Origin of the sequence: Microbulbifer sp. SH-1, assembly GCF_011326135.1 — a bacterium.
Classification (GTDB): Bacteria; Pseudomonadota; Gammaproteobacteria; order Pseudomonadales; family Cellvibrionaceae; genus Microbulbifer; species Microbulbifer harenosus.
This window is the reverse complement of the sequence record NZ_CP046948.1, coordinates 2,314,130-2,340,318: the sequence shown is the minus strand read 5'-3', so window position 1 is coordinate 2,340,318 and position 26,189 is coordinate 2,314,130. Positions and strand designations below refer to the sequence as shown.

At 58.0% G+C, this 26,189-nt stretch carries 22 protein-coding genes; 9 read left to right on the top strand and 13 right to left on the bottom strand.

Annotated elements, in window-relative coordinates:
- Positions 1–380 precede the first annotated feature (380 nt).
- The 3 genes from carA (at position 381) to greA (ending at position 5,460) form a co-directional block, all read left to right on the top strand.
- Positions 381–1,517, top strand: a complete 1,137-nt coding sequence (carA, locus tag GNX18_RS09945; RefSeq protein WP_166220532.1) for a glutamine-hydrolyzing carbamoyl-phosphate synthase small subunit — start codon at positions 381–383, stop codon at positions 1,515–1,517.
- Positions 1,518–1,638: 121 nt separating this feature from the next.
- The gene (gene carB / locus GNX18_RS09940; protein ID WP_138233717.1) at positions 1,639–4,869 is read left to right on the top strand and encodes a carbamoyl-phosphate synthase large subunit; all 3,231 of its coding nucleotides are present in this window, start codon (positions 1,639–1,641) and stop codon (positions 4,867–4,869) included.
- A 114-nt stretch (positions 4,870–4,983) separates the two neighbouring features.
- Positions 4,984–5,460 carry a transcription elongation factor GreA gene (gene greA / locus GNX18_RS09935; RefSeq protein WP_138233718.1) on the top strand — a complete coding sequence of 159 codons (477 nt, stop codon included), beginning with the start codon at positions 4,984–4,986 and terminating at the stop codon, positions 5,458–5,460.
- A gap of 204 nt (positions 5,461–5,664) precedes the next feature.
- Here greA and GNX18_RS09930 read toward each other — a convergent pair whose 3' ends face one another.
- From GNX18_RS09930 to GNX18_RS09900, 7 genes are all read right to left on the bottom strand, one after another.
- Positions 5,665–6,552 carry a hypothetical protein gene (locus GNX18_RS09930; RefSeq protein WP_138233719.1) on the bottom strand — a complete coding sequence of 296 codons (888 nt, stop codon included), beginning with the start codon at positions 6,550–6,552 and terminating at the stop codon, positions 5,665–5,667.
- A gap of 520 nt (positions 6,553–7,072) precedes the next feature.
- Positions 7,073–7,966: a hypothetical protein gene (locus GNX18_RS09925; RefSeq protein ID WP_138233720.1), complete on the bottom strand. Its 894-nt coding sequence runs from the start codon at positions 7,964–7,966 to the stop codon at positions 7,073–7,075.
- 40 nt (positions 7,967–8,006) lie between these two features.
- Complete coding sequence (locus tag GNX18_RS09920; protein WP_166217555.1) at positions 8,007–8,561, bottom strand: hypothetical protein; 555 nt, start codon at positions 8,559–8,561, stop codon at positions 8,007–8,009.
- A 22-nt stretch (positions 8,562–8,583) separates the two neighbouring features.
- The gene (locus GNX18_RS09915) at positions 8,584–9,447 is read right to left on the bottom strand and encodes a CsgG/HfaB family protein (protein ID WP_138233722.1); all 864 of its coding nucleotides are present in this window, start codon (positions 9,445–9,447) and stop codon (positions 8,584–8,586) included.
- 124 nt (positions 9,448–9,571) lie between these two features.
- Complete coding sequence (locus GNX18_RS09910; RefSeq protein ID WP_240914330.1) at positions 9,572–9,991, bottom strand: curli assembly protein CsgF; 420 nt, start codon at positions 9,989–9,991, stop codon at positions 9,572–9,574.
- Complete coding sequence (locus GNX18_RS09905) at positions 9,991–10,437, bottom strand: curli production assembly/transport protein CsgE (RefSeq protein ID WP_240914329.1); 447 nt, start codon at positions 10,435–10,437, stop codon at positions 9,991–9,993. The genes GNX18_RS09910 and GNX18_RS09905 overlap by 1 nt, the downstream gene beginning before the upstream one ends.
- A 2-nt stretch (positions 10,438–10,439) precedes the next feature.
- On the bottom strand, positions 10,440–11,033 hold the full coding sequence (locus tag GNX18_RS09900) for a response regulator transcription factor (RefSeq protein ID WP_138233723.1): 594 nt from the start codon (positions 11,031–11,033) through the stop codon (positions 10,440–10,442).
- A 481-nt stretch (positions 11,034–11,514) separates the two neighbouring features.
- Between GNX18_RS09900 and GNX18_RS09895 the strand changes: the two genes are divergently transcribed.
- The 5 genes from GNX18_RS09895 (at position 11,515) to GNX18_RS09875 (ending at position 17,168) form a co-directional block, all read left to right on the top strand.
- Positions 11,515–12,645 (top strand): HlyD family secretion protein, encoded by a 1,131-nt coding sequence (locus GNX18_RS09895; protein ID WP_138233724.1) that lies wholly within the window; start codon positions 11,515–11,517, stop codon positions 12,643–12,645.
- Positions 12,646–12,647: 2 nt separating this feature from the next.
- Positions 12,648–13,619, top strand: a complete 972-nt coding sequence (locus GNX18_RS09890) for an ABC transporter ATP-binding protein (RefSeq protein WP_205828109.1) — start codon at positions 12,648–12,650, stop codon at positions 13,617–13,619.
- The gene (locus GNX18_RS09885; protein ID WP_166217552.1) at positions 13,616–14,740 is read left to right on the top strand and encodes an ABC transporter permease; all 1,125 of its coding nucleotides are present in this window, start codon (positions 13,616–13,618) and stop codon (positions 14,738–14,740) included. The genes GNX18_RS09890 and GNX18_RS09885 overlap by 4 nt, the downstream gene beginning before the upstream one ends.
- A 215-nt stretch (positions 14,741–14,955) precedes the next feature.
- Positions 14,956–16,344, top strand: coding sequence for a hypothetical protein (locus GNX18_RS09880; protein WP_166217549.1), 1,389 nt, complete (start codon positions 14,956–14,958; stop codon positions 16,342–16,344).
- An 11-nt stretch (positions 16,345–16,355) separates the two neighbouring features.
- Positions 16,356–17,168, top strand: a complete 813-nt coding sequence (locus GNX18_RS09875; RefSeq protein ID WP_166217546.1) for a glycerophosphodiester phosphodiesterase — start codon at positions 16,356–16,358, stop codon at positions 17,166–17,168.
- A gap of 100 nt (positions 17,169–17,268) precedes the next feature.
- Here the strand turns inward: GNX18_RS09875 and GNX18_RS09870 are convergent, their stop codons facing one another.
- Entirely contained in the window at positions 17,269–20,310 is a 3,042-nt protein-coding gene (locus GNX18_RS09870; RefSeq protein ID WP_166217543.1) for an efflux RND transporter permease subunit, read from the bottom strand.
- Between the two features lie 73 nt (positions 20,311–20,383).
- Positions 20,384–21,541, bottom strand: coding sequence for an efflux RND transporter periplasmic adaptor subunit (locus GNX18_RS09865; protein WP_166217540.1), 1,158 nt, complete (start codon positions 21,539–21,541; stop codon positions 20,384–20,386).
- Between the two features lie 230 nt (positions 21,542–21,771).
- Between GNX18_RS09865 and GNX18_RS09860 the strand changes: the two genes are divergently transcribed.
- Positions 21,772–22,416 carry a TetR/AcrR family transcriptional regulator gene (locus tag GNX18_RS09860; RefSeq protein WP_138233730.1) on the top strand — a complete coding sequence of 215 codons (645 nt, stop codon included), beginning with the start codon at positions 21,772–21,774 and terminating at the stop codon, positions 22,414–22,416.
- Between the two features lie 174 nt (positions 22,417–22,590).
- Here GNX18_RS09860 and GNX18_RS09855 read toward each other — a convergent pair whose 3' ends face one another.
- The 4 genes from GNX18_RS09855 to trmH form a co-directional block, all read right to left on the bottom strand.
- Positions 22,591–23,352 (bottom strand): ABC transporter permease, encoded by a 762-nt coding sequence (locus GNX18_RS09855; protein ID WP_138233908.1) that lies wholly within the window; start codon positions 23,350–23,352, stop codon positions 22,591–22,593.
- Positions 23,353–23,371: 19 nt separating this feature from the next.
- Entirely contained in the window at positions 23,372–24,319 is a 948-nt protein-coding gene (locus tag GNX18_RS09850; protein ID WP_138233731.1) for an ABC transporter ATP-binding protein, read from the bottom strand.
- 105 nt (positions 24,320–24,424) lie between these two features.
- Positions 24,425–25,153 (bottom strand): dienelactone hydrolase family protein, encoded by a 729-nt coding sequence (locus GNX18_RS09845; protein ID WP_166217537.1) that lies wholly within the window; start codon positions 25,151–25,153, stop codon positions 24,425–24,427.
- A 232-nt stretch (positions 25,154–25,385) separates the two neighbouring features.
- The gene (gene trmH / locus GNX18_RS09840) at positions 25,386–26,072 is read right to left on the bottom strand and encodes a tRNA (guanosine(18)-2'-O)-methyltransferase TrmH (RefSeq protein WP_166217534.1); all 687 of its coding nucleotides are present in this window, start codon (positions 26,070–26,072) and stop codon (positions 25,386–25,388) included.
- Positions 26,073–26,189 lie beyond the last annotated feature (117 nt).

The window sequence follows — 26,189 nt, the reverse complement described above, 5'->3', positions numbered from 1 at the left end:
GGAAAGGCCCCACAGCAGTCGCTCGCGCCAGAAACAGGTTCTGCTTTTAGCGGATAAGGACGCTGAGCCCGTGGCTTTCCTGCCAGATAAAGTGCCGGCTGTGGCGGAATTTCGCCCTCCAGACACGCATTCCCTGGATGCCGGCCACACAGTGAGAGCCCAGGTGAAAGCCACAGCGAGCGCCCGTGAATAACTTTATAAAAAAGCGAGATGAAGCAGCCGTTTCATCTCGCTTTTTTATAAAAGGCTTCCGGTAAAAAGTTGCAGCTGAAACTGCCACTGGCGTCGCCGTCCCGGCTGCGCCCTCTCACCCCGCCCGGAAGCCGTTCTGACGATTGGAGATTGATTTGAACAACGCCGTTCTCACGCCGGAATCCCTGATGCCCAGCACCACCCCGGCCCTGCTGGTGCTTGCCGATGGCAGTGTCTTTCGCGGTCGCGCCATTGGCGCCGAAGGCACAACGGTCGGTGAGGTAGTTTTCAATACCTCCATGACCGGATACCAGGAGATCCTGACGGACCCGTCCTACGCCCGTCAGATCGTTACCCTGACCTACCCCCATATCGGTAACACCGGTACCAACAGTGAAGATGAGGAAGCATCTGAAATCTGGGCCGCCGGCCTGGTGATCCGCGACCTGCCGCTGCTGGCATCCAGCTTCCGCAGTGAGCAGTCGCTGGAGGACTACCTCAAGGCGCGCAATATCGTCGGTATCGCCGATATCGACACCCGCCGCCTGACCCGGATCCTGCGCGACAAAGGCGCCCAGAGCGGTTGCATTGTCACCGGTGACAACATTGACGAAGCCGATGCCCTGAAACAGGCGCAGGCGTTCGCCGGCCTCAAGGGTATGGACCTGGCCAAGGTCGTTTCCACCAAGGAGAAATACGACTTCAACGAAGGTACCTGGGAACTGGGCCAGGGCCACAAGCCGGCGCCGGCCGCGCAGCCCTACAAGGTCGTGGCTTACGATTTCGGCGTGAAGCGCAACATCCTGCGCATGCTGGTGGACCGCGGCTGCAGCATCACCGTGGTGCCCGCCGAGACTCCGGCATCTGAGGTATTGGCGATGAACCCGAACGGCGTGTTCCTCTCCAATGGCCCCGGCGACCCCGAGCCCTGCGACTACGCGATTGCGGCGATCAAGGAATTCATCGACGCCGACCTGCCCACCTACGGCATCTGCCTCGGCCATCAGCTGCTGGGCCTCGCCGTGGGCGCGAAGACCGCGAAGATGAAATTCGGCCACCACGGCGGCAACCACCCGGTGCAGGACCTGAACTCCACCAAGGTGATGATCACCGCGCAGAACCACGGCTTCGAAGTGGATGCGAACACCCTGCCGGAGAATGTGGAAATCACCCACAAGTCCCTGTTCGACGGCACCCTGCAAGGCATCCGCCTGAAGGACAAACCGGCGTTCAGCTTCCAGGGTCACCCGGAAGCGAGCCCCGGCCCGCACGATGTGGCGCCGCTGTTTGACCAGTTTATCGAGATGATGGAAGCGCGCCGTTAAGCGAAGCTCCTCTTTTGTAGGAGCTTGCCCTGCAAGCGAACCGTTCGCCTGCAGGCAGGCTCCTACAAGCAAGACCAGAATTTTATCCGCCGGATAACGGCCGATTAGATACGGAAGAAAGATGCCAAAACGCACAGACATTCAAAGCATTCTGATCATCGGCGCAGGCCCCATCGTCATCGGTCAGGCCTGTGAATTCGATTACTCCGGTGCCCAGGCCTGTAAGGCCCTGCGCGAGGAGGGGTACCGGGTGATCCTGGTGAACTCCAACCCCGCCACCATCATGACCGACCCGGCCATGGCGGACGCCACCTACATCGAGCCGGTGGAGTGGAAGACGGTTGCCAAGATCATCGAAAAAGAGCGCCCGGACGCGATCCTGCCCACCATGGGCGGCCAGACCGCGCTGAACTGTGCGCTGGCGCTGGACAAGCACGGTGTGCTGGAAAAGTTCGGCTGTGAGCTGATCGGTGCGGACAAGAACGCCATTGAAAAAGCGGAAGACCGCGATCTGTTCGACAAGGCGATGAAGGCCATCGGCCTCGAGACCCCGCGCGCCAAGATCGTCCACAGCCTGGAAGAGGCGAAGAAGGTTCCGGAGGAGTTCGGATTCCCGGTGATCATCCGTCCGTCCTTTACCATGGGCGGCTCCGGTGGCGGTGTGGCCTACAACTGGCCGGAATTCGAAGAGATCTGCAAGCGCGGTCTCGACCTGTCCCCCACCAACGAACTGCTGATCGACGAATCCCTGCTCGGCTGGAAAGAGTACGAGATGGAGGTGGTGCGCGACAAAAACGACAACTGCATCATCGTGTGTTCCATCGAGAACTTCGACCCGATGGGCGTACACACCGGTGACTCCATCACCGTAGCTCCGGCGCAGACCCTGACCGACAAGGAATACCAGCTGATGCGCAACGCGTCCATCGCGGTATTGCGCGAGATCGGCGTGGAAACCGGCGGCTCCAACGTGCAGTTCGGCATGGATCCGAAAACCGGCCGCATGGTGGTGATCGAGATGAACCCGCGGGTGTCCCGCTCCTCCGCGCTGGCCTCCAAGGCCACCGGCTTCCCGATCGCCAAGGTCGCGGCCAAGCTGGCGGTGGGTTACACCCTGGACGAACTGCAGAACGACATCACCGGTGGTGCGACCCCGGCGTCTTTCGAGCCGTCTATCGACTACGTTGTGACCAAGATTCCGCGCTTCACCTTCGAGAAATTCGGTGAAGCGGATGCGCGCCTGACTACCCAGATGAAATCCGTGGGTGAGGTCATGGCCATCGGCCGCAACTTCCAAGAGTCCCTGCAGAAAGCCCTGCGCGGTCTGGAAGTGGGCTCCTTCGGTTTCGAGCCGAAGCTCGACCCGGCGGAAGTGGGCTCCATGGAGCACCTGCGCCGCGAGCTGTCTGTGGCCGGCGCCAACCGCATCTGGTACGTGGGCGATGCCTTCCGCATGGGCATGAGCATCGACGAAGTGTACGAGCTGTCCGGTATCGACCCCTGGTTCCTGGTGCAGATCAAGGAGCTGATGGATATCGAGGAGCCGCTGAAGTCTATCCCGACTTCCGCGCTCGACGCCAAGACCATGCGCTTCCTGAAGCGCAAAGGCTTCTCCGACAAGCGCCTCGCCGACCTGCTGGGTGTGAGCCAGAAAACCGTGCGCGAGTTCCGCCAGAAGCTGGGTGTGTTCCCGTCCTACAAGCGCGTGGATACCTGTGCGGCGGAATTCGCCACCGGCACCGCCTACATGTACTCCACCTACGATGAAGAGTGCGAGGCGGAGCCGTCCAACAAGAAGAAAATCATGGTGCTCGGCGGCGGTCCCAACCGCATCGGCCAGGGCATCGAGTTCGATTACTGCTGTGTGCACGCGGCGCTCGCCATGCGCGAAGACGGTTACGAGACCATCATGGTCAACTGTAACCCGGAGACGGTTTCCACCGACTACGACACCTCCGACCGCCTCTACTTCGAGCCGGTAACCCTGGAAGATGTGCTGGAAATCGTGCGTAAGGAAAAGCCGGAAGGTGTGATCGTGCAGTTCGGCGGCCAGACCCCGCTGAACCTGGCGCGCTATCTGGCCAACGAAGGTGTACCGATCATCGGTACCACCCCGGAGCAGATCGACCGCGCGGAAGACCGCGAGCGCTTCCAGCAGATGATCATGCGCCTCGGTCTCAAGCAGCCGCAGAACGCCATCGTGCGCTCCGAGTACGAAGCCATCCAGAAAGCCAAGGAAGTGGGCTACCCGCTGGTGGTGCGCCCATCCTACGTGCTGGGCGGCCGCGCCATGGAGATCGTCTACAAGGAAGACGAACTCAAAACCTACATGAAGGAAGCCGTGCAGGTTTCCGACGATGCGCCGGTGCTGCTGGACCACTTCCTGCACTCCGCCATCGAAGTGGATATCGACGCGGTGTCCGACGGCAAGGACGTGGTGATCGGCGCGATCATGCAGCATATCGAGCAGTGCGGTGTGCACTCCGGTGACTCTGCCTGCTCCCTGCCGCCCTACAGCCTGCCGGCGGACGTGCAGGACCTGATGCGCGAGCAAGTGAAAGCCATGGCCCGCGAACTGGGTGTGGTGGGCCTGATGAACACCCAGCTGGCCTACCAGGACGGCGAGATCTACGTGATCGAGGTAAACCCGCGCGCGTCCCGTACCGTGCCGTTCGTGTCCAAGTGCATCGGCACCTCGCTGGCGAAAATCGCCGCGCGCTGTCAGGCCGGTGTGAGCCTGGCGGAGCAGGGCTTCACCAAGGAAATCGTACCGGACTACTACTCCGTCAAGGAGTCGGTATTCCCGTTCAACAAGTTCCCGAAAGTGGACCCGATCCTCGGCCCGGAAATGAAATCCACCGGTGAGGTGATGGGGGTGGGCGAAACCTTCGCCGAAGCCTTCGACAAGTCCCTGCTGGGTGCGGGCGACAACCTGCCGGAGTCCGGCAAGGTGTTCATCTCCGTGCGGGATGTGGACAAGGCCGGTGTGGTGGAAGTGGCCCGCGAGATGTCCAAGCTCGGCTTCGAGCTGGTGGCTACCCGCGGTACCGCCAAGGTCTTGCAAGAAGCGGACATTGCGGTTACAACGGTGAACAAGATGAACGAGGGCCGGCCGCATATCGTCGACATGATCAAGAACGACGAGATTGCGCTGGTGGTCAACACCACCGAAGGTCGCCTGGCCATTCGCGATTCCGCGGATATCCGCCGCAGCGCCGAGAATCACCAGGTCTGCTACACCACCACCCTCGCGGCGGCAAAAGCCATGGCCATGGCCATGCAGATTGCCGAACCGCACCAGGTGCGCAGCCTGCAGGAACTGCATCAGCGCGTTGTGCGCCTGCAAGACTGATCGGCCTGCTCCACGGCCACTGCGGTGGCCATAAGAGCGAACAAACCGAAAAGCTCTGCCTAATGGCAGAGCTTTTTCGTTAATGAATAACTGAGAGATTGTTTGGAGCTTCCGTTGAACCGAGTACCGATGACCGTAGAAGGCGCAGAAGCCCTGCGCACCGAACTGGATGACCTGAAAAAAGTACAACGCCCGGCGGTTGTGCAGGCGATTGCCGAAGCCCGTGAGCACGGCGATCTGAAAGAAAACGCCGAGTACCACGCCGCCCGAGAAAAGCAGGGCTTTATTGAAGGCCGTATTCAGGAGATCGAAGCGAAGCTGTCAATGGCGCATGTGATCGATGTGAAGGCCATCGAACCGTCCGGCAAAGTCATTTTCGGCACTACGGTTACCATCATTCGCACGGAAGATGACTCTGAAGTGACCTATAAAATTGTGGGTGACGATGAAGCGGACGTGAAGAACAAGAAAATTTCCGTAAATTCCCCGATAGCCCGAGCGCTGATCGGCAAGGAAGAGGGGGATACCGTGGTGGTAAATACACCATCGGGCTCGGTGGAATATGAAATTGATGCGGTGGAGCATCTGTAAAACGCCCAGTGTATTGCCGGGCCTGCCCTGTCTGTAAAAGTGTAGTGATCAAATACCGCTGACCACTACACTCCCTCCTTTTCCTCTGAGAAGCCTTCCCTCGCAGAAGTCCGGATTTCACCGGCGAGCCCCTTGTGGGGATTTGCCGGCTATAAATGCGAGGGCGGCCACAAGGGCCGCCCGTTACCATTCACATGGAATGGATTACTGGATGATCACACCGAAGTTGGCTACACCCACCTGAGTGGCTACACCCAGGTTGTTGTCACCAAACTGAGAGGTGATGTGCAGGTTAAGTGCGCCTACCTGAGTGGTAAACGCCAGGTTGTCATCGCCAAACTGGCTGATATAGGAGGCGTTGAGCACGCCAAGCTGCCAGCTGCTGGCGAAGTTGTCATCTCCGAACTGGTCATGTTCGGCCAGGTTCAGAATGCCAGTCTGGGTGATGTAGGAATCGTTGTCGTCGCCGGACTGATAGGTGTCGGCAATGTTCAGGATTCCGAGCTGGTTGGATACGGAAGTGTTGCCATTTCCGGGCTGATCGTGATCGGCGATGTTGAGAATACCGGTCTGATTGGCAACGGCGGTGTTACCCAGGCCGCCAGACTGATCGATATTCGCGAAGTTCAACCAACCCAGTTGATTGATGTAGGCATCGTTGAACGCGGAGCCGTTCTGAGTGATAACACCCACGTTCAGAACACCTACCTGATCGATGTCGGCATCGTTGAAGAAGGAGTTGCTTTGGAAGGTGTAGGCCTGGTTCAGCACGCCGACCTGAGTGATGCTGGCATTACTATCGATGGTAATAAAACCGTCCTGCAGCGAGAAAGCGTTGTTCAGCGCGCCCACTTGCAGATGGTTGATGTCGTTAAACGCACTGATAACACCGAGTTGCAGTGCGGTTGAAAGGTTCAGCACACCAAATTGGGTCTGATAGACCTCGTTATAACCACCGATCAACTCCAGTTGGGTAGATGTTGCAACGTTCAATACACCAACCTGGGTTTGAACAGCGGTGTTGTTGTCTGCAAAAGCGCTGGCACTGGCGACCAGAGCGATAGCTGCAGCGATGGGGGAAAACGTCTTCATGAGTTGCTCCTTTACTTCGGACGTTGGTAAAACCAGCCTCGGGGGTGCTGATTAAAAATGGCACGGTTGTCGCACCATATTCGGTCGGGTGGCGGTACAAAGGGGGCTTGGTCGTGCCGTCGCCTTAGCCGCCATCGCAAAATCGCTTCTTTCAACCTGACCGCAGCGCCCTGGTTTTAGTGTGGCGCAAACCCTTGTTTGAGGTTGTTTTGCGATCAATTTGATCGAAAAGTGATCTTGTTATTGAGTGTTGCTGGTGAGACAGGGGGTCGCTATAGGAGGGAAGTAATGAAAGCGTAGGAAAAAAGTACAATTTTTAATCAGCGTTTATTCTGGAAAACGTCGTTTGATAACCGAATCTGCGGTTTTTGGCGTATAAAGCCACATTTGGTCGTGTGGACGCGCGTGGGCACAGAACAGGCGCATGCGGTTTGGTGTGAAAGAGGGGGCGCAATAAATGCGAAGGCGGCGCAAACAAATGTTTGGCCGCGCAGAGGGCCTGGATGGACTGTCGGTGGGGTTATTGGGACAACGAAACCGAGTTGCCGCTCCCGAGTTGATTTACGATGGCGGTCGAAGAAACCCCCGCCTGGGAAATTCCGACGCTGTTGAGACCTCCGACCTGACTGACGATGGATTGGTGATTGCCTCCCAATCCGAATGTACCACTCTGGCGGACATTCGCGTGATTGAAAGAGCCACTCTGGGTGATGCTGATGCCGTTGTAGTTGTCACCCTGCGAGAGTTCGGCGTCATTGGAAAACCCACTCTGCAGAAGCTCTATTTCCTGGAAAGCGCCTGACTGGCTGATCTCGGAATCATTGAACATGCCATCCTGAACCGTCGCAGAGAAATGCCCGTACCCTGTCTGCTTCAGATTCGCCTGCTGTTCGGTTCCCCGTTGATCTATAAATCCCCGATTGTGAAAACTGATGACCTGGGTGATGTCACTTTGGTTCGAAGTGCCAATCTGGGTTACCTGGACCTGGTTGAAATTCCCGTTCATCTGATCGATCTCGGCACGGTTGGCAAAACCTCCCTGCCGTGTAGTGAGCGAACTGTTACGGGTTACAGACTGCAGGGAACGGGAGGAATTCAATGCACCCGCCTGTAAAATCGTGACGTCGTTGGACTCACCGTATTGTTGTTGCGAGTGCGCCTGATTGGCGACGCCGTCTTGAATCTGGCGGATACTGCTGCGGGATACTTCCGCCTGCGCGGCCTCGGCACTGTTGTGGATACCGTCCTGTTCCTGATTCACCGTGTTGTCCGAAGTCACGGCGGCTGCCTGGTCTGAAGCGACAATGTTTTCAATACCGATCTGGTGTTGATAAACCGTATTATCCTCGGCTGAGGCGAGGCTGCCGAATAGCAGTAACAGGCTGGCAGATACCGGAGAATACTTGTGTGGCATGTTAATCCCTGACTTCCCTGAAGGCGCTGTGTGAAATCTATCAGTCGCGCTGGTTTACCGTGGTTTTCATGGATACCCCAACCTGGGTAATGCTTGTGCTGAGCCCGTTGCCCCGTTGATTGACCGTGACCTGATGCGCCAGGCCAACCTGTTGAACATTGACAAAATTCTGCACCCCGAATTGGGTGATTCCCGCCTGATGCGCGAATCCTGTCTGCTCGAGCAGTATCAGGTTTTCGTAGCCCGCCTGAATCAGTGCCGCCGCATTGTTCTCACCGGTTTGCGCCGCAATCAAACTGTTTACTTCACCCACCTGAGTCGTCAACAGCACATTCCTGTAACCAGTCTGCTGTACAGACAGAAAATTGATGGTGCCGGACTGTGTTGCGGAGACGTGATTCGAGAGTCCCGACTGATTGATGATCGCCAGATTTGCGGTGGAGCTGCCGCCATCCAGGTCGAGTTCATTGTAGGCTGCGAGATCCTGGATTCCGGCGATCTCCTGCGCGGACACATGAGGCACGGACGCCATGAGTGGAAGCGGGACCAGGCTGAAAATTCGCAGTAGCATCGGAACAGGATTGAGGCGTTTCATAGACTGCTCTGGTTTGGATGGCTTACAGGATGGTTGCACTTTCATTCAGGTAATACTGAAGTACCGGGCTGCTGATATCATCGGGATTCTGCAGTGCCCAGGAGTTGTTGACGATACCCTGACCAATCAAGTGGATGACGGCAGACTCCATCGCAGAAAGTAGAGCCAGCTGTGCAGGTTCATTGGTCGTGGTGCCCGCTTCGATTTCCAGCAGGCGTTTGTATTTCACGTAGCGAAACACGTCCATGCTGATGGCTTTGGAGTAGACGGTTTTTGATGTCAGTACCGAGTGCAGAACCCGGCCGGAGCGTATGTCAACGGCGCGGAGATTCACCGTAATCTGGTCGACCCGATACTGTTCATCGGCGCCGATACCAAAATAGCGTGCGCCGGCGCCACCGGTCATTAGATTGGTGTCGTAGGCGACAATGCCACCTTCGAGAAGAATATTGGCGGCTATCAGTGACGGCAGAATGCTGTTGTTTTCCGGTGCGTCCGGCTTTGCCAGTGCTGCCCGAATAATCTTGCGCTCAGTGAGCAGGTTCTGGAGCCCCTCCCGTTCCAAGGGGATAAACCAGCCGGATTCATTCAGTACATTCATCAGCATCGACGCTGCGCCTTGAGTAACAGCCGTTGAAAAGCTACTGGCTGGAGACGGGCGATACTGACCGGTCTGATCTCTGAAGTTATACACGGCGGCGAGAATTTTTCCCTTTGGCTGGGGCAGATTCAGCAGGTCGCGAAAGGTATTGTTGCGAGGTGTCAATTTCGCATCATCACGACCGGGGCCAAAAAGTGCGTCGCCGGTTCCCTTGATCGCGCCACAGCCGCTGAGTGCCGTGATACAGGCGAGGGCAATAGCGATTTTCGGACATCTTATATACATCACGCTTTCTCCAGAATTTTTCGCGATTATTCAGGATTTCAGGAAATCCAGATGTTATGGCGTATCAGGAAGAGAAATTTTTATGCTTCCTGTGGATGACGTCGTGCGTTAGCTGGCAGAGCTTTCAGTTTGTCGGGTTGAGACCGCTCACCACGATCTCACTTTTGTCTCCGGTGGTACGGTCGGTAATCAGCACCGTGAGCACACCGTCGTTATCGACGATCTGTACGATAAAGTCGTCGGTGACGAGTTCACCACTATTGCCGTCGCCAACATCTGTCAAAAGTTGGTTCAAGAGGCGTGTTTCCAGTGAATCGGTAAAGCGGTCCAGTGCACTCGGCTGCTTGTACAGGTTGTCAATGTCGGTGGGATCCTGATTGTCGTCCTGGGACTGTGCGTTTTGCAGAAGAAACGTGCCGTTGAGAGGGTTCCCGCCAAAATTCGGATTGACCGGTTCATAAATCAACTGAGTCGCGAAAGCGTTTGCACCGAAAAATACCAAGCATGGAATAAATGATACTCCTGCCATCTTTCCTGTTTTCATTAGATTTCATCCCTGCCGATGTCAAAGTGGTCGGTAAGTGCTTCGCGGATTTTCTCCTGTTGCACCATTTCGTGAATCATTTGCGATGCCTCTTCTGCCACCGCCCGTATGTTATTGGTACTGGGGCTGATAAAACGGCGAAAAACCGTTTTGTTGTTATAGGTTATCCAGATCAGATTGCCCCAGCGCGCGGAAGGGCGCTCCAGAATGGTCAGGTTGTACGTACTGTCGGGATAATGAAGGTTGCGGTACTCGCTCATGAAACGCGCGAAATCATGACCGGTGCGGGTGATTGTCTGGTCAACGTTAAAGCCGCTGATTTCATCTTCAATACCGCCGCTGTCGGGGCTGGCGCGCGGGCTTTCCTCCAGAGCGCCGTTGTCCACCTGCGCGAGTGTCGCAAGTGGCAGTGCCAGGAAAATGGAAATGACATACCGCGGAATCACGCTTAAATCCTCTCCGCCTGCAGATGCAGTTTTGCCCAGTTGCTGGCCTGGAGGCGGTTTTTCACACCGATTTTTCGAAAAATGTTGTACATGTGGTTTTTGACGGTGTGTTCACTAAGGTGCAGTTTTGAAGCAATGATGCTATTCGGCTCTCCGGTCGTGAGCTGCGACAGAATTTCCTGTTCCCGCTTTGTCAGCAGTATTCTGGACCGGCAGTCCACTTCGCTGACAGGCCTCGAATTCTGAATCGCGAGAGTCAGCTTGCTGACCAGTTCCCTTTGGCTTGCGCGACAGTCGCACAGGAAATTGAATTTCCGGTCCTGCAACGGGTAGAGAATGGATGCAGGAAGATCTGGCGGGTAGTTGACCAGTAACACACGGGGGTGTTTCACGGTTTTTAGGTAAGTGAACTCCGCACTGGGTCCGGATTTTGATGAGAAGCTGAAGCAATCCACGACGATGGCGTCGTAATTAATGAGACATAATTTCTGTTTCCCGAATTCTGATTTTTCCCAATTTTGCGGGATTGCTTCTGAAACAAGCGAATACAGAAGATCCCCATGGAGGCCGGAATCGCTCAGAAAGAGAATCGGCATAGAAAACCCCAAAATTAGCCCTTATTGCCGCAAGGCAGAGATACGCCACTGCGAAACCTGTATGTCGCGAATCTGTCGCATTCAGGTCGTCGCACGGTAAATTCCTCTTCTAACTTCTTTTAAGGGCGTTAACGGCCGCCCGTGTAGAGGAAGTGACGCCAGTCCGTTTAAGTGGAAAATCTCATGCCTTGAGAAGTTTGTATGGAGTGTAGTCGGCTTTGTCTTAGTTACTGAAAAATGTTGTGACAGTCGTTCCATAATATTTCCAATTAAAAATTACTTTTTTAAGAGTGATTTTTTTTGAGTTCGAGGTTTTTATAGTTTTAAGGAATTAGTTCCTTATTTGAGCCCCTCTGAGGAACATTTTTTATGAATGACGCAATAATCGTTAACCTCTTTGCATGCTGAAGGCGATGGTGATTTTTTGACGAAAGAGCCACCTAAGACTCCTATTCGCCGGCATTTTATCGAAGCGCGAAGAATGGCGTTCGCGCTCTGGCTGGTGCTGTCGTTGAGTTCACTCTCTGGTTGCAGCCAGACAGAGGATGTCGCGTTGGGAACTCTGGAGTGGGATCGGATTGCTCTGCCTGCACCTGTGGCGGAAAAAATTGTGGCGATCCATGTGGTGGAAGGGCAGCGCGTGGTGCAGGGGCAGATATTGCTGCAGCTGGATCCGGCGCAGACGCGCGCGCGGCTGCATGCGGCCGAGGCGGCGGTGGCTCGTCAGGCGGCGGCACTGGCGGAGCTTGAGGTGGGACCGCGCCAGGAAGAGATCGAACGTGCGCGCGCAGCGCTTGCGGCAGCGGAGGCGGACGCCGTAGACAAGGTGGCGGATTACCGTCGCCTGAGTGCGCTTGGAGATAAAAACTATGTATCCAGATCCGAGATAGACGCCGCGCTCGCGGCCGCAGACAGTGCCCGCGCTCAGGTGCGCGCGGCGCGCGAGCAATTGCTTGAACTGGAGCGCGGCAATCGCCCGGAAGATATAGAACAAGGTAAAGCCGCGTTGCTCCAGGCGCAGGGTGAGGCGCAAGCGCTACGCGTTCTGCTGGAAAAGCTGACGTTGCGCGCTCCACGCGGCGGAATTGTCGACAGTATCCCTTTCAAACTCGGCGACGAGTCACCGGTTGGCGCATCGCTCGTGGTGATGTTGACTGGCAACACCCCCTATGCGCGTGTCTATGTTCCGCAGCCTATCCGCCACAAGCTCCATGTGGGCAGTGTCGCCCGCGTTACGCTGACGGGTGTCGGCGGCGATAGCCTGGGTACATTTGTCGGGCGTGTGCGCATGGTGCGCAATGATCCGAGCTTTACGCCCTACTATGCGCTGACCGGGGACGACGTGGCGCGGCTCAGTTATATCGCCGAAATTCAATTGCGCGAGGACGCCGCGCCGTTGCCCGCAGGGTTGCCGTTGCGCGCGGCATTTTTATCGACAGATGTCGATAGTGCGCCGCCCGCGCCCCCGCCATTGGGCGGGCAGATAGAACCCGGCGATGAAGCAGCGGGTGGCGACGGCGCGGAGGACACGGTAGATCCTTCCACGCTGAGTGCGCCGACAGAGCAACGGCGAGCTTCCGACCACGAGGCATCCTTTGACGGTGGCAAATAGAAATGGAAGGTGACATCGCCATTCGCGCGCGCGGACTCAGCAAGCATTTCGGCAGTCTCAAAGCGGTGGATGATGTGGATCTCACGGTTCCGGCGCGGCAGATTTACGGTTTTCTCGGCCCCAATGGGTCTGGTAAATCGACCAGCATTCGCATGCTGTGCGGTCTGCTTACCCCCACATCCGGAGATATTGAGGTCCTCGGCCTGCAAATTCCCGCGCAGGCGGAAGTCCTGCGCCAGCGCATCGGCTATATGACCCAGCAGTTTTCCCTGTTTACGGACCTCTCGGTGCGCGAGAACCTGGAGTTTCTCTCGGCGGTACAGAATATGCCGGTCAGGAACGCGCGGGCGCGTATCGAAGAGTTACTGGCGGAATTTCAGTTTGAGGGCCGGGCGGATCAGTTGGCCGGGACCATGAGTGGCGGACAGAAGCAGCGCCTGGCCCTGGCCGGCGCGGTGATCCACAAACCGGAGCTGTTGTTTCTGGATGAACCTACCAGTGCGGTGGACCCGGAATCCCGCCGGGACTTCTGGGAAAAACTGTTTGAACTGGCCGATGCCGGTACCACGATTTTGGTTTCGACACACTACATGGACGAAGCAGAGCGCTGCCATCGGCTTGCGATTCTGAACCGCGGCCGGCTGGTGGCTGACGGCAGCCCCGCGGAACTGACCGGAAAACTCGACGGGCGCACCCTGCTGGTGGAAACCGGGCGCCAGCGCAGCGCGCGCAATGTACTTCTGAGTCAGCCTGGTGTGATCAGTGCGGCACAAATCGGCAACAGCTTGCGACTGTTGACGACGGAAGATCCAGTGAGCGCCGAAGAGCTACGGGGCGCGCTGCGCGCCGAGGGTATCCAGGCGGAGATTGCACCGGTGGAGCCGAGCCTGGAGGACGTGTTCGTTGCGGTGACGCACCGCGACTCTGATCCGACGCCGGAACAGCGTGCGTCGCCCCGTGAGGAAAACTCGTGAACGGTCGTCGCCTGTTCGCGGTATTGCAAAAGGAGTTCCGGCAGATGCGTCGGGACCGCATGACCCTGGCGATGATCATCGGGATCCCCATGATGCAGCTGGTATTGTTCGGCTACGCCATCAACCTGAACCTGCGTCATTTGCCTGCGGCCATCGCCGATCAGGCGGAAACCAGCGCCTCGCGCCGGCAGGTGATGGACATGCTCGCCACCGAGGTGATCGAGCCGGTGGCGGATGCGCAGACGCCGCAGCAGGTGATGACCATGCTGCGCCGCGGCGAAATCAGTGTGGGCATCGTCATTCCTTACGACTACGAGCGCCGACTGGCGCTCGGGCAGGAGGCGATCCAGATTCTGGTGGATGGTAGCGATACGGTGGTGCAGAGCGCTGCGGCGCAGCTGGCGCAGGTTCCCGTGGGTGAGCCGCCGCCGGAGAACAACATCAGCCTGCCCAATCGCCAATCCTCGGTGCCGCTGCCGCGAGGCCCGGTGAGTATCGTCAGCTTCTACAACCCGCAGCGGGTGTCGGCGATCAATATCGTCCCGGGGCTGATTGGGATCATCCTCACCATGACCATGGTAATGTTCACCGCGGTGGCCATTGTGCGTGAGCGCGAACGGGGCAATATGGAGTTGCTGATTGCCACCCCGGTGAGCAGCATTGAGTTGATGCTCGGTAAGGTACTCCCATATGGCCTGGTCGGACTGATCCAGACCAGCCTGATCCTGCTGCTTGGCACCTGGCTGTTTGGCGTACCCATTCGCGGCAGTTTGCTGGATGTCTATATTGCTTCGCTATTGCTGATTCTGGCGAACTTGACTATGGGGCTGCTGATCTCCACGCGCGCCCAGTCCCAGTTCCAGGCCATGCAGATGACGTTTTTTGTGTTTCTGCCTTCCATACTTCTGTCCGGCTTTATGTTTCCCTTTGACGGCATGCCAAAAGCGGCGCAGTGGCTGGCGGAGATATTGCCGCTCACCCATTTCCTGCGCCTGATCCGCGGTGTGATGCTGCGGGGCGCCGGGGTGTTCGAACTGTGGCCGGATCTGCTGGCACTGGTTGTATTTATCATCCTGATGATGACCCTGGCCGTACGGCGTTTCCGCAAGCGGCTCGATTGACGTCCGCATGGTTTTGGGGAGTTTGGTCCGTGCAAGGCGTTTTGCACCGGGGCTGTGACCCTATAAATGAAACTCCGCCTTAGTGTTTGATACCATGCCTCGACCATTTCATTTCTGCAGGTGGCAATTTCCGCCATCCGCTCTATTTCAAGACTGATGTCTGGTCTGTACACATTAGGACTGTGCTGGGTACCAGCAGGGGAGGGCGCTGTACCATGACCGAGATTTTCCAGAGTTTGCCACCGTGGTTGTGGTTTGTTATCGCGCTGGTAGCGCTGTTTTTGGCGCGTAAACCTATGCATCAGGGGATTTACGCCCTGGCGCGGTTTTTCTACCAGTCTCTTCGCCTTGCTGCCAATGCGGTGGCCGCCGCAGAGGCCCGGTTGCAATTGCGCAACCGGGAAGTGTTGATGGCCGCCGGCCGCGAGGCCGCAGAGCGGCATATCGAACGGGAGTTCGATCGTATCGAGGGCGCAATGAAGAAGGAGTTGGCGCAGTATCCAACCCTGCACCGCAAACTGTGCGAGCAACTGACAGCCGTCGACGAAGACTATGTGCGCAGCGCCGAGGTCCCCCCGGAACCCACCAACTGGGTCAATGCCATCAAGGCAGTGGCAGAAATCCCTACCAAGCAGGATCCGGTTCTGGGAGATGTGCTGGAGACCATTCACGGTTCCATGCGCAAGGCGGAAGCCAAGGCACTGGAAGCGTACCGGGAATCCGCGCGTGAACGACACCAGTTGCTGAAGCGCATGATGCCCGCCTGGCGCGCAATTCTTCAAAGTCTGGGCAAGGTCAACAAAACGGTTACCACGGTGCAGCAGCGGACAACAGTGGTCGACCGTCATATGGATCGCTACGAGGAAATCCTGCAGAGCAGTGACCGCGCCCAGCGCATGTTGTCGTCCTCTTCCCTCAGCCAGTTTTTCATTTCCGCGTTTGTACTTGCCATTGTGCTGGGCGGTGCGCTGATCAACTTTTACCTGATTGCGCGCCCCATGACGGAAATTGTGGGCGGTTCCGCCGAGATCGGCGGCTTCAGAATCGCGGATATTTCCACGCTGGTGATCCTCTTGCTGGAGGTCGCAGTGGGCATGTTTGTGATGGAGTGTCTGCGCATTACCCGTCTGTTCCCGGTGATCGCCGCACTCCATGACAAGGTGCGTTTGCGCATGCTGTGGGGCGCGTGCGCACTGCTGTTTATTCTGGTTGCCGTGGAAGCGGGGCTCGCGTTGATGTCAGAATCCATGTTCACCACTGGCGGGGTTTTCCCCCAGAGTGCCGGTGAGGTCCACTGGGGCACTATCGCCGCGCGGATGGGGCTGGGGGTGGTTCTGCCGTTCGCACTGATTTTTGCCGCCATTCCACTGGAGAGTTTTATCGCTTCCAGCCGCACCATGATCGGTATCCTGAGCGCATTTTCTCTGCGCACCCTCGCCGTCGGTCTGCGCCTTGTTGGCAGTGGCATCTGGCAAAGCGGCGACCTGCTGGTGCGATTGTATGACATCGTGATTTTTCTCCCGCTATGGCTGGAGGCGCGCTTTCTGCGCTGGCGGGAGCAGGTGGCGCGACGCAGCGATGCCGAAGCCGGGAGTCCGTCGTAATCGAATCTGCAATGAGCAATGGTTCCGGAGCGTCTCTGTGGAGAACCGGGCAAAAACGCCCGATGGTAATCGCCCATGGCGACGAATCCGGCTGCGGGCTGTTTCCCGGCAATACCCTGCTGTATTTGCACAGGATGGTCGAGCTGGGTGTGGACGCGCTGGAGATGGATCTCAATCTCACCGCAGACGGCCACTTGATCCTGATGCACGACGCCACACTTGAGCGGACCACGAATGGCTGCGGCGCGGTGATTGAGCATTCTCTGGCGCAGTTGCGCGAACTTAATGCCGCGTACAACTGGAGCCGCGACGGCGAGTACTTCCCCTATCGGGACAAGCCGTTGCGAATTGCCACTATTGACGAGGTATTCGAACAGATCCCCGACACTCCGCTGATCATCGAATTGAAAAACGATTCACCAGCTGCGGCAGAATCGCTACGCCGCGCCATCGAAAAGGCCGACTGTGGCGAGCGGATCATCGTCTCTTCTTACCACCGCGCCGTTATCCGCGAATTCCGCCGCCTGTGCCCACAGATATACACCGGTGTAACCATGCCGGAGGCGCTGCGGTTCTATGTGGCGCAATGGCTGGGTGTATCAGACAGGTTGCGGTGCGGCTACCGGGCCATGCAACTGCCTATGCACTATTTCGGCTTGAATGTGTATTCACGGCGCTTTGTAAGAGCGGCGCGCAAACACGGCCTGCACCTCTCCGTATGGACCGTGGATGAGCGCGAGCAGATGCAACACTATATCGCACTCGGTCTCGATGGCATCGTTACCAACCGGCCGGACAGGCTGCTCGAATTGCTGGAAGAATAACTACTAAAACGAGAGTTCTGTGGCCGTTGAACTGAAAACTCCGACCCGCTAGCGGTACTGCCACAGAACCAGCTAGCGGGGCCGCGATACTTGAACGTGCTTACTGCTCTTTGATCCTGAACCAAGCTGCATACAACGCCGGTAAAAACAGCAGCGTCAGCGCCGTAGCCACAATCAACCCACCCATAATCGCTACCGCCATGGGCCCGAAAAAGTCACTGCGCGAAAGCGGAATCATCGCCAGCACGGCCGTGAGTGCGGTCAGTACAATGGGCCGGAAGCGGCGCACCGTGGATTCCACGATGGCGTCCCAGGGGGAGAGCCCCTGTTGTTTATCCTGCTCGATCTGATCCACCAGGATCACCGAGTTGCGCATGATCATGCCAGCCAGCGCAATGGTGCCGAGCATTGCCACAAACCCGAACGGCTGGTTGAACAGCAACAGGAACAGCGTAACACCAATGATCCCCAGCGGCGCGGTGAGAAACACCATGGTGGACAGGGAAAAACTGCGCAGCTGCAACATCAGCAGTGTGAACACCACCAGCAGAAACAGCGGCATGCCGGCGTTGACGGATTTCTGCCCGCGCGCGGACTCTTCCACGCTGCCGCCGATTTCCAACAGGTAGCCGGGAGGCAGGGCATCGCGCAGGCTCTGCAGCTGCGGCCAGATCTCCGCCACTACCGTTGCCGGCTGTTGCTTGCCGTAAATATCCGCGCGTACGGTTACCGTAGGCAAACGGTCGCGGTGCCAGATAACACCCTCCTCAAAGGCATAGTCGAGCGTTGCCACCTGGTTTAGCGGCAGGGATTCGCCGCCCTCGGTCTGCACGGCGAGATTGCCCAGCTGCGCCAGTGCCTGGCGCTCGCGCTCCTCACCGCGCACCGCCACTGCAATCAGCTCGTTGTCTTCGCGGTACTGACCCACCGCTGCGCCGGAGAGTGATCCCTGCAGTGCCTGCGACAATGCCGCGCTGCTCACGCCCATTTCCCGCGCGCGCGCCTGGTCCACTTCGAGGTTCACCACCTTGCTGGGCTCCTCCCAGTCCAGGTGTACGTTGGCCACGTCGCGGTTGCCTCGCACGATGTCTGCTACTTCGCGGGCGATTCGGCGCACTTCCGGAATATGTTCTCCGGAAACGCGGAACTGCACCGGGTAACCTACGGGCGGGCCATTTTCCAGCCGCGATACCCGCGAGCGCACACTGGGGAATTGCTCGGCCAGCGTGGAGATGAGCCACAGGCGCACCGCTTCCCTATCCTCGATGTTGCGGGTCAGCACCACAAACTGGGCGAAGCTCGCCGCCGGCAGCTGCTGGTCGAGGGGCAGGTAAAAGCGCGGTGAACCGGTGCCTATATAGGCCACATAGTTTTCCACCTGTGGGTGCTCAGCCAGTAGCGTTTCCAGCCGCCCGGCTTCCTCTTCCGTGGCGCGCAGAGAGGCGCCCTCATTTAGCTTGAGATCTACCATCAGCTCCAGGCGCGCGGACGAGGGGAAAAACTGCTGCGGTACAAAGCGGAACAGCATAATCGCACCGACAAACACCAGTGCGGTCAGCAGCAGCACGGTTTTTCGGTAGCGCAGGCACCACTGCAAGACCCGGCGGAAGCGCAGGTAAAATGGTTTCTGGTAGGGGTCTGTATGGTTGGCATGCACACCGCGCTCCGGCAATAGACGATTGCCGAGATAGGGAACAAAAATCACCGCGGCGACCCAGGACGCCAGCAGCGACAGGGTAACCACCTGAAAAATCGAACGGGTATATTCACCGGTGCCAGACTGCGCGGTGGCAATGGGCAGGAACCCCGCCGCCGTAATCAGAGTGCCGGTCAACATGGGGAATGCGGTGCTGGTCCAGGCGAAACCCGCGGCTTTCAGCCGGGAGAATCCCTGCTCCATTTTGATTGCCATCATCTCCACCGCAATGATGGCATCGTCCACCATCAGGCCGAGCGCCAGTACCAGCGCGCCGAGGGAGATCTTGTGCAGGCCGATGTCGTAGTAATTCATCAGCGCAAAGGTCATTGCCAGCACCAGCGGAATCGACAGTGCCACCACTAACCCCGTGCGGAAGCCCAGGGAGAAAAAGCTCACCAGCATCACGATGATCAGCGCTTCCACGAGCACCTTGACGAATTCCCCCACGCCGCTTTTTACCGCCGCCGGCTGGTCGGACACTTTGCGCAACTCGAGACCGAGCGGCAGGTCCTGCTGCAGTTCGCCAACCGCCGCGTCCAGGCGTTCACCCAGCTGCAGAATGTCGCCGCCGGCTTTCATCGACACGGCGATGCCGATGGCATCCTCACCCATAAAGCGCACGCGCGGTTGTGGTGGATCGCTGAAGCCGCGCTCGACGCGGGCAAAGTCACCCAGTGCAATGGTGTGACCGTTGGCATGAATCGGAAACTGGCGGATCTCCTCCACGCTTTGGAACTGTCCGCTGACGCGGATGCGGACGCGATCGGAAACCGCCTCCACAAAACCCGCTTCCGCCATCTGGTTCTGGGCCTGCAGCGCGGACTGCACGGCGGCCAGGGGTATACCGAGGGACGCGAGCTTGGTATTGGAAATTTCCACCCAGATTCTTTCGTCCTGCAGGCCGAGCAGTTCCACCTTGCCCACATCGTCCACCCGCTGCAGCGCCAGTTGCAGGCGGTCGGCATAGTCTTTCAGCAGTGCATAGTCAAACCCCGAACCTGTGAGCGCATAGATGTTGCCGAATGTGGTGCCGAACTCGTCGTTAAAAAACGGTCCCTGGATATCCGGCGGCAGAGTGTGGCGGATGTCGCCGACTTTCTTCCGCACCTGATACCAGAGATCGGGAATTTCCGCGGAGCGCATACTGTCGCGGGCTACAAACATGACCTGTGACTGGCCGGGGCGGGAAAACGAGGTGATACGGTCGTATTCGCCGGTCTCCATCAGTTTCTTTTCGATGCGCTCGGTAATCTGGCGCGAGACTTCTTCGGCGCTGGCGCCGGGCCAGAGGGTGTTCACCACCATCACCTTGAAGGTAAACGGCGGGTCTTCGCTCTGCCCCAATTGCGTGTAAGAGAGGGCGCCCATCAGGCCGAGCATGAGCATGGCGTAGAGCACCAGTGGACGATTATTCAGTGCCCACTCGGAGAGATTGAATCGCATGGTGAAGTGTCCTGACGGTGTGCGGTGGTGCGGAGGAGTTCTTCAGGAATAAATGACTGCGTGCCGGTGCTGCTTAAAAGCCCCGTGCCACGCTGGTGTCTTGTTCAATCGCGCGGTTATGGCGATCCACCGGGCGCACCCGCTGTCCTTCGGTAACGAGCTGGGTTCCGGCGGCAACAATCCAGTCTCGCGGAGTCAGGTCAGAAATGACTTCGGCAGTTTCCTCGCCGAAGCGGATGACTCTGACATTGGTCTTATGCAGGGTGAAATGCTCCGGGTCGAGCTTCCACACGTGAGCGCGGTCGCCGTCGGCCGTAATGGCAGCCATGGGTAACTGCAGGGACTGCGGGCCATCGCTGGCTTTGCTGGGGGCAAACACGCGCGCGCTCTGCCCGGGCTGTGCATTGGCCTCTGTATTGTCGAACGCGACCCGTGCTTCAAAGGTACGCAGGCCCGCTTCCGCTGCCGGAGATATCTCACGCACCTGACCGCTAAATGGCTCGCCAGACTTGGACCAGAGTTCGATGCTCACCGGTTGCCCCACGGCAAAACGACCCACTTCCTGTTCTGGCAGGTCGATGCGTACTTCCCGTTCACCGTCAGCGGCGAGCACAAACGCCGTCTGCCCGGCGCTTACCACCTGGCCGGCGTCGATCATGCGGCGGGCAATCACGCCGTCGCGGGGTGCCTTCAATACCGCGTACTCCGCCTGATTACTCGCCACTTTCCACTGGGCGCGGGCGCGTTCCAGCTGCGCGATACTGCTGTCGTGACGGGTTTTGACCGCATCGAACTGGGACTCGCCAATCAGCTTGCGTGCCAGCAGTTCGCGGTAGCGCGTCAGCTCATTGCCAGCATTGCGGTTTTCTGTTTCCGCCGCCTCCAGTTGCGCGCGCGCCGCATCCCTCTGTAGCAGCAGGTCTTCGGCATCGAGCTCCGCCAGCGGCTGACCCTGTTTTACCCGGTCTCCCGCTTCCACCAGCCGGCGGGTCACTGCGCCGCCTACCCGGAATGCCAGTGTCGGCTCGTGCCGCGCGCGCACTTCGCCCGGGTAGACTGCTAATTGCGCGCCGGTGGCTACCGGGTGCACCACTATGGCGGGGCGCGGCGGCTTGGCCTCATTGGTATCCGGCGGAGAACAGGCGCTCAGCGCCAGCGTCGCAATCAGGCCGGTGGTCAGCTGCAAGGCGCGCTTCGTAGTGGCGAAACGGAGGGGACGGAAACGGTACATGAATGCCTCTATCCTTGTGGTTCACAGTGTGCAGATTGGGTTTGGGGGTGGGGCGCCGGGCGGAAACTGGTACAGTTGTCCACCCGCCGACCCGGCACCCATTGCTATACTGGTGAGTATAGTAAGTATATTAAACTCGTGAGTCCACTAATTAGTTGGCCAGCGAGCGCGTGTTTCAACGCCCAGTTTCAGGACGATGGAAGGGCGCGTTAGAGTGACGATGACGACCCATGAATGAAGACCTATCCCTGATGATGGCCGCCAGCCGCGGCCGCCCTAAAGATCTCGCCAAGCGGCAGGCGATCCTGGATGCGGCGAAGCATCTGTTTCTGACCCACGGGTTTACCGGCACCAGCATGGATGCCGTGGCCAGTGAGGCGGGCGTCTCCAAGCTCACGGTGTACAACCACTTTTCCGATAAGGAAACGCTGTTCACTGCCGCCATTGAGGCCAAGTGCGTCAGCCAGATGCCGGTGATCATGTTCAATTTGGAGCCAGGCATGCCGGTGGCAGATATTCTGCAGAAAATCGGCGAAGCGTTTTTGAACATGATTTACCAGGAGGACTCACTGAATCTGGTCCGCCTTATCAGTGCCGTGGGCGCTCAGGACCGGACCATGGCCAATCTGTTTTACGAGGCGGGCCCCATGCGCACGCGCACCGAAATGGTCCGGCTCCTGAAGCGGGCGTGTGATTTGAATCAGTTGCGGGTCCCGAACCCTGAGCGGGCATCGGAGGTGTTTTTCGGCATGCTGTTGGGCGGCTGCACACATATCCAGATCATACTGGGCTGCAGTACGCCGCCGTCGCCGAAAGAAATTGCTGCGCACGTAGAGGAAGTAGTGCGGGTATTTATGCGCGCCTACGGGGCGTGAATTTGTGATTGAAAGGCTCTGGTGGCGGTGACGCTACCGGTGGCAGCCTTGCGAGATACGAGTTAACCCCAGCTCAGCAACCTATCCATGGGGGCCCTTCCGCGAGGTGGCCCGGCCGCGCCATGTATTCGCGGCGCCTTCGGGCCCTCTCGCGGAAGGTCTGGTGAAATTAACTCAAGTCCGGATCTTGTAACCGGTGCGGAAAATCCACCACACCGCCGTCATACAGGCAAACAGGAACAGTAGCGTCATTGCCAGGCTAACGCCGACATTTACATCGGCGATACCGTAAAACGCCCAGCGGAACCCGCTGATCAGGTACACCACCGGGTTGAACAGCGTCACCTTCTGCCAGAATTCCGGCAGCATATTGATGGAATAGAAGGCGCCGCCGAGAAAGGTGAGTGGCGTGATCACCATCAACGGGATGATCTGCAGTTTTTGGAAGTCGTCCGCCCACACCCCAATGATGAACCCGAACATGCTGAAGGTGACCGCGGTCAGAATCAGAAAGCCAAACATCCAGAATGGATGAGCGATGTCGTAGTCGACGAAAAAGCGCGCGGTAATCAGGATCAGAATACCAATGATGACGGACTTGGTTGCCGCGGCACCCACATAGCCGGCAACGACTTCAAACGCCGACACCGGTGCTGAAAGCACCTCATATATCGTGCCGGAAAATTTCGGGAAGAAAATACCGAACGAGGCATTGGAAATACTTTCCGACAGCAGCGATAGCATGATCAGACCGGGAATGATGAAGGCCCCGTAGCTCACCCCTTCGATCTCGCCGAGGCGACCGCCGATGGCGGTGCCGAATACGATGAAATACAGACAGGTGGAAATTACCGGCCAGGCGATACTCTGCATCAGGGTGCGCCCGGTGCGGGCCATTTCAAACTTGTAGATGGCGCGGATGCCGTAAACGTTCATACTCATAACTTCCTCTCTTTCACCCGACCAGCTGACGTTCATTCTGGTTCTGGTGCACCAGATTCACGAAAATCTCCTCCAGCGAACTCTCGCTGGAGTGCAGGTCCTTGAACTCAATACCCTGTTGGTTCAACGCCCGCAGCAGCTCGGCGATGCCGGTGTGTTCGCGCTGGGTGTCGAAGGTGTATATCAGCTGGTTGCCCTCGTCAGCGACTTCCAGTGTGAACGCGTGCAGGGATTCCGGCAGTGTCGACACCGGGTTTTGCAGCTGAATTGCCAGCTGCTTTTTGCCCAGCTTGCGCATTAGCGTGTGCTTGTCTTCCACCAGGACCAGCTCCCCGTGGTTGATCACACCAATGCGGTCTGCCATTTCCTCGGCTTCCTCAATGTAGTGGGTGGTGAGAATCACGGTTACGCCGCTTTTCCGCAGGCCGCGTACCATTTCCCACATGTCCCGACGCAGCTCCACATCCACGCCCGCGGTGGGCTCATCGAGAAACAGGATGGAGGGCTCGTGGGACAGCGCTTTGGCGATCATCACGCGGCGTTTCATACCGCCTGAGAGCGCCATGATCTTGCTGTCTTTTTTGTCCCAGAGAGAAAGCTGGCGCAGGATCTTTTCGATGTATTCGGGATTCGGTGCCTTGCCGAACAGGCCGCGGCTGAAATTGACTGTGGCCCATACACTCTCGAAGGAGTCGGTGGACAGCTCCTGCGGCACCAGCCCGATTTTGCTGCGTGCGGCGCGGAAGTCGCGCTGAATATCGTGGCCATCGGCGGTGATCCTGCCGATGGATGGATTGACGATACCGCAGATGATACTGATAAGGGTGGTTTTGCCGGCGCCATTGGGCCCGAGCAGGGCAAAAATTTCCCCGCGCTGAATATCGAGATCGACGGACTTGAGCGCGGTAAAACCACCGGCATAGGTTTTACCGACGCCCTTTACTGAAATGATCGCTTGCACGCTTCCCCCCTTGGAATAACTGGCGGCGCTTATTGCGGCCGGTATTGTGCCCCGAACGGTATGGGCGCTGCCACCTTCCGTCGGTAAAAGGAGGGATAGCGAAGATCAGTGCCCGAAAATTTTGTCGTAGAAGGTGACAGCACCTTCGTAGGCGTCATTGGCGGCGGCTTCGTCGTATCTCAGTGGAACACCGAACTTTTCTCCGCGGGCGGTGGCGGCGGGGTTGGTGAAGCCGTGTTTGGCTCCGGGGTAGCTGATGACGTCAAACCGCACGCCGGCGTTCTGCATTTCCACAACGAAATTGGCGACGTCGTCTGCGGGGATCATGTCGTCGTCGCCGCCGGTGTAGACCTGGATTTGAGCTTTGACGTCGCCTTTTTTGATTTTCACGTCGGTCTGCAGGGCGCCGTGGAAGCTGACCACGCCTTTCAGCGGCAGGCCGAGGCGGGCCATGGTGAGGGCGACGGCGCCGCCGAAGCAGTAACCCTGGGCGGCTACCTGGCCAGCTTCAACGGTTTCGTGGGCGTTGATGAGGTCGAGGGCGGCTTGGAAGCGTTTGAGCGGGGCGCCTTCGGTTTCGAGGGTTTTGTTCATTAGGGCGGCGGCGTCGCTGGGGTTGTCGGCGCCGACGTTGGTGCCGTACATGTCGAGGGCGAAGGCGGTGAAGCCTTCGGCGGCGAGGCGTTCGGTTTCTTCGCGGGTGAAATCATTCATGCCCCACCATTCGTGCACGAGGAGAATGGCCGGGCGCTTGCCTTCGATGCTGTCGTCGTAGGCCAGGTAGCCGGTAAAGGATTCGCCGTCTACGGTGTATTCGATTTCTTCGGTGTGCATTTTTATTCCCTGAAATGTCCGTTTGAATAAGTTAGCCGAGAGGTTAGCCCCGTAGGTTGGGCAACGCAACGCATGAAATGGTTGGAAAGTCCGGTGGCGGCAAAGCACTGGGTATAGGTTTTCAGGACCGCGGTGAACCCATCCATGGGCGCTGCGGCGCAAACATCCTGTTTGCGACGCTCCTGAAAACCTATACCCAGCGCTTTGCCTTCGCATCGAAATTCGGAGTTACCTACTGGTTGGGTTGGCGGTACTTTGGATCTGCCGGCGGAATAATATCGCCATCTTCATCCAAGTCCGGAAATGGCAAATCGTACTTCTCGCAATACTTCACCATTTTCGGGTGCATCCAACGGAACAGAATGTCTTTGATCGCGGGGTCTTCTTCGTCGAGGGTTTTGTTGTCGTACATGCCGGCTTTCATGCGCTGATGCATGGCTTCCTGCAGGATGATCGCGGCGGCGACGCTGACGTTGTAGCTTTCGACCATGCCGATAATGGGAATGGTAACGTGATCGTCGGCGTGTTCGGCGGCATAGTCGCTGAGGCCGTCTTTTTCAGCGCCCATGATGAGGGCGAAGGGCTGGGTGTAGTCGGCCTGGCGGAAGTCGATGGCGCGGTCGGACCAGTGGGCGGCATACAGGTGCATGCCGCGACTTTTGAGCTCGGCCATGCCGCTCTGGATATCGGGGTAGACGCTATTGCCGGTAAATTTGCCGCTGCCGCCGGCGGTGTTGCGGTAGATTCGGGTTCCGTAGGAGGGCTGGACCATGTGGATTTCAGGAATGCCGACAGCGTCGGCAGTACGCAGCATGGCGGAGATGTTCTGGCCTTTGTGGACCTGATCGGTGAGCAGGGTCATGTCGTGCTGGCGCAGGCGGAGCACCTGCTTGAATTTCTCGTAGCGGCTGCGGCTCATGGTACTTCTTTCTTCGGATTCAGAACTGGCCGCGGATTATAGCATTGTGAGTTGGAGCGGGTTTTGTGGTGCCTGCTTGGGTGGTGTGTGGCGGCGGATTGCCGGGTGCGGGGTTTC

Excerpts from the sequence above, each read along its gene's own strand:
- carA (WP_166220532.1), top strand. The coding sequence starts at position 381 with ATGCCCAGCACCACCCCGGCCCTGCTGGTGCTTGCCGATGGCAGTGTC.
- carB (WP_138233717.1), top strand. The coding sequence starts at position 1,639 with ATGCCAAAACGCACAGACATTCAAAGCATTCTGATCATCGGCGCAGGC.
- GNX18_RS09930 (WP_138233719.1), bottom strand. The coding sequence starts at position 6,552 with ATGAAGACGTTTTCCCCCATCGCTGCAGCTATCGCTCTGGTCGCCAGT.
- GNX18_RS09925 (WP_138233720.1), bottom strand. The coding sequence starts at position 7,966 with ATGCCACACAAGTATTCTCCGGTATCTGCCAGCCTGTTACTGCTATTC.
- GNX18_RS09920 (WP_166217555.1), bottom strand. The coding sequence starts at position 8,561 with ATGAAACGCCTCAATCCTGTTCCGATGCTACTGCGAATTTTCAGCCTG.
- GNX18_RS09915 (WP_138233722.1), bottom strand. The coding sequence starts at position 9,447 with ATGTATATAAGATGTCCGAAAATCGCTATTGCCCTCGCCTGTATCACG.
- GNX18_RS09910 (WP_240914330.1), bottom strand. The coding sequence starts at position 9,991 with ATGAAAACAGGAAAGATGGCAGGAGTATCATTTATTCCATGCTTGGTA.
- GNX18_RS09900 (WP_138233723.1), bottom strand. The coding sequence starts at position 11,033 with ATGCCGATTCTCTTTCTGAGCGATTCCGGCCTCCATGGGGATCTTCTG.
- GNX18_RS09895 (WP_138233724.1), top strand. The coding sequence starts at position 11,515 with ATGGCGTTCGCGCTCTGGCTGGTGCTGTCGTTGAGTTCACTCTCTGGT.
- GNX18_RS09890 (WP_205828109.1), top strand. The coding sequence starts at position 12,648 with ATGGAAGGTGACATCGCCATTCGCGCGCGCGGACTCAGCAAGCATTTC.
- GNX18_RS09880 (WP_166217549.1), top strand. The coding sequence starts at position 14,956 with ATGACCGAGATTTTCCAGAGTTTGCCACCGTGGTTGTGGTTTGTTATC.
- GNX18_RS09875 (WP_166217546.1), top strand. The coding sequence starts at position 16,356 with ATGAGCAATGGTTCCGGAGCGTCTCTGTGGAGAACCGGGCAAAAACGC.
- GNX18_RS09870 (WP_166217543.1), bottom strand. The coding sequence starts at position 20,310 with ATGCGATTCAATCTCTCCGAGTGGGCACTGAATAATCGTCCACTGGTG.
- GNX18_RS09865 (WP_166217540.1), bottom strand. The coding sequence starts at position 21,541 with ATGTACCGTTTCCGTCCCCTCCGTTTCGCCACTACGAAGCGCGCCTTG.
- GNX18_RS09860 (WP_138233730.1), top strand. The coding sequence starts at position 21,772 with ATGAATGAAGACCTATCCCTGATGATGGCCGCCAGCCGCGGCCGCCCT.
- GNX18_RS09855 (WP_138233908.1), bottom strand. The coding sequence starts at position 23,352 with ATGAACGTTTACGGCATCCGCGCCATCTACAAGTTTGAAATGGCCCGC.
- GNX18_RS09845 (WP_166217537.1), bottom strand. The coding sequence starts at position 25,153 with ATGCACACCGAAGAAATCGAATACACCGTAGACGGCGAATCCTTTACC.
- trmH (WP_166217534.1), bottom strand. The coding sequence starts at position 26,072 with ATGAGCCGCAGCCGCTACGAGAAATTCAAGCAGGTGCTCCGCCTGCGC.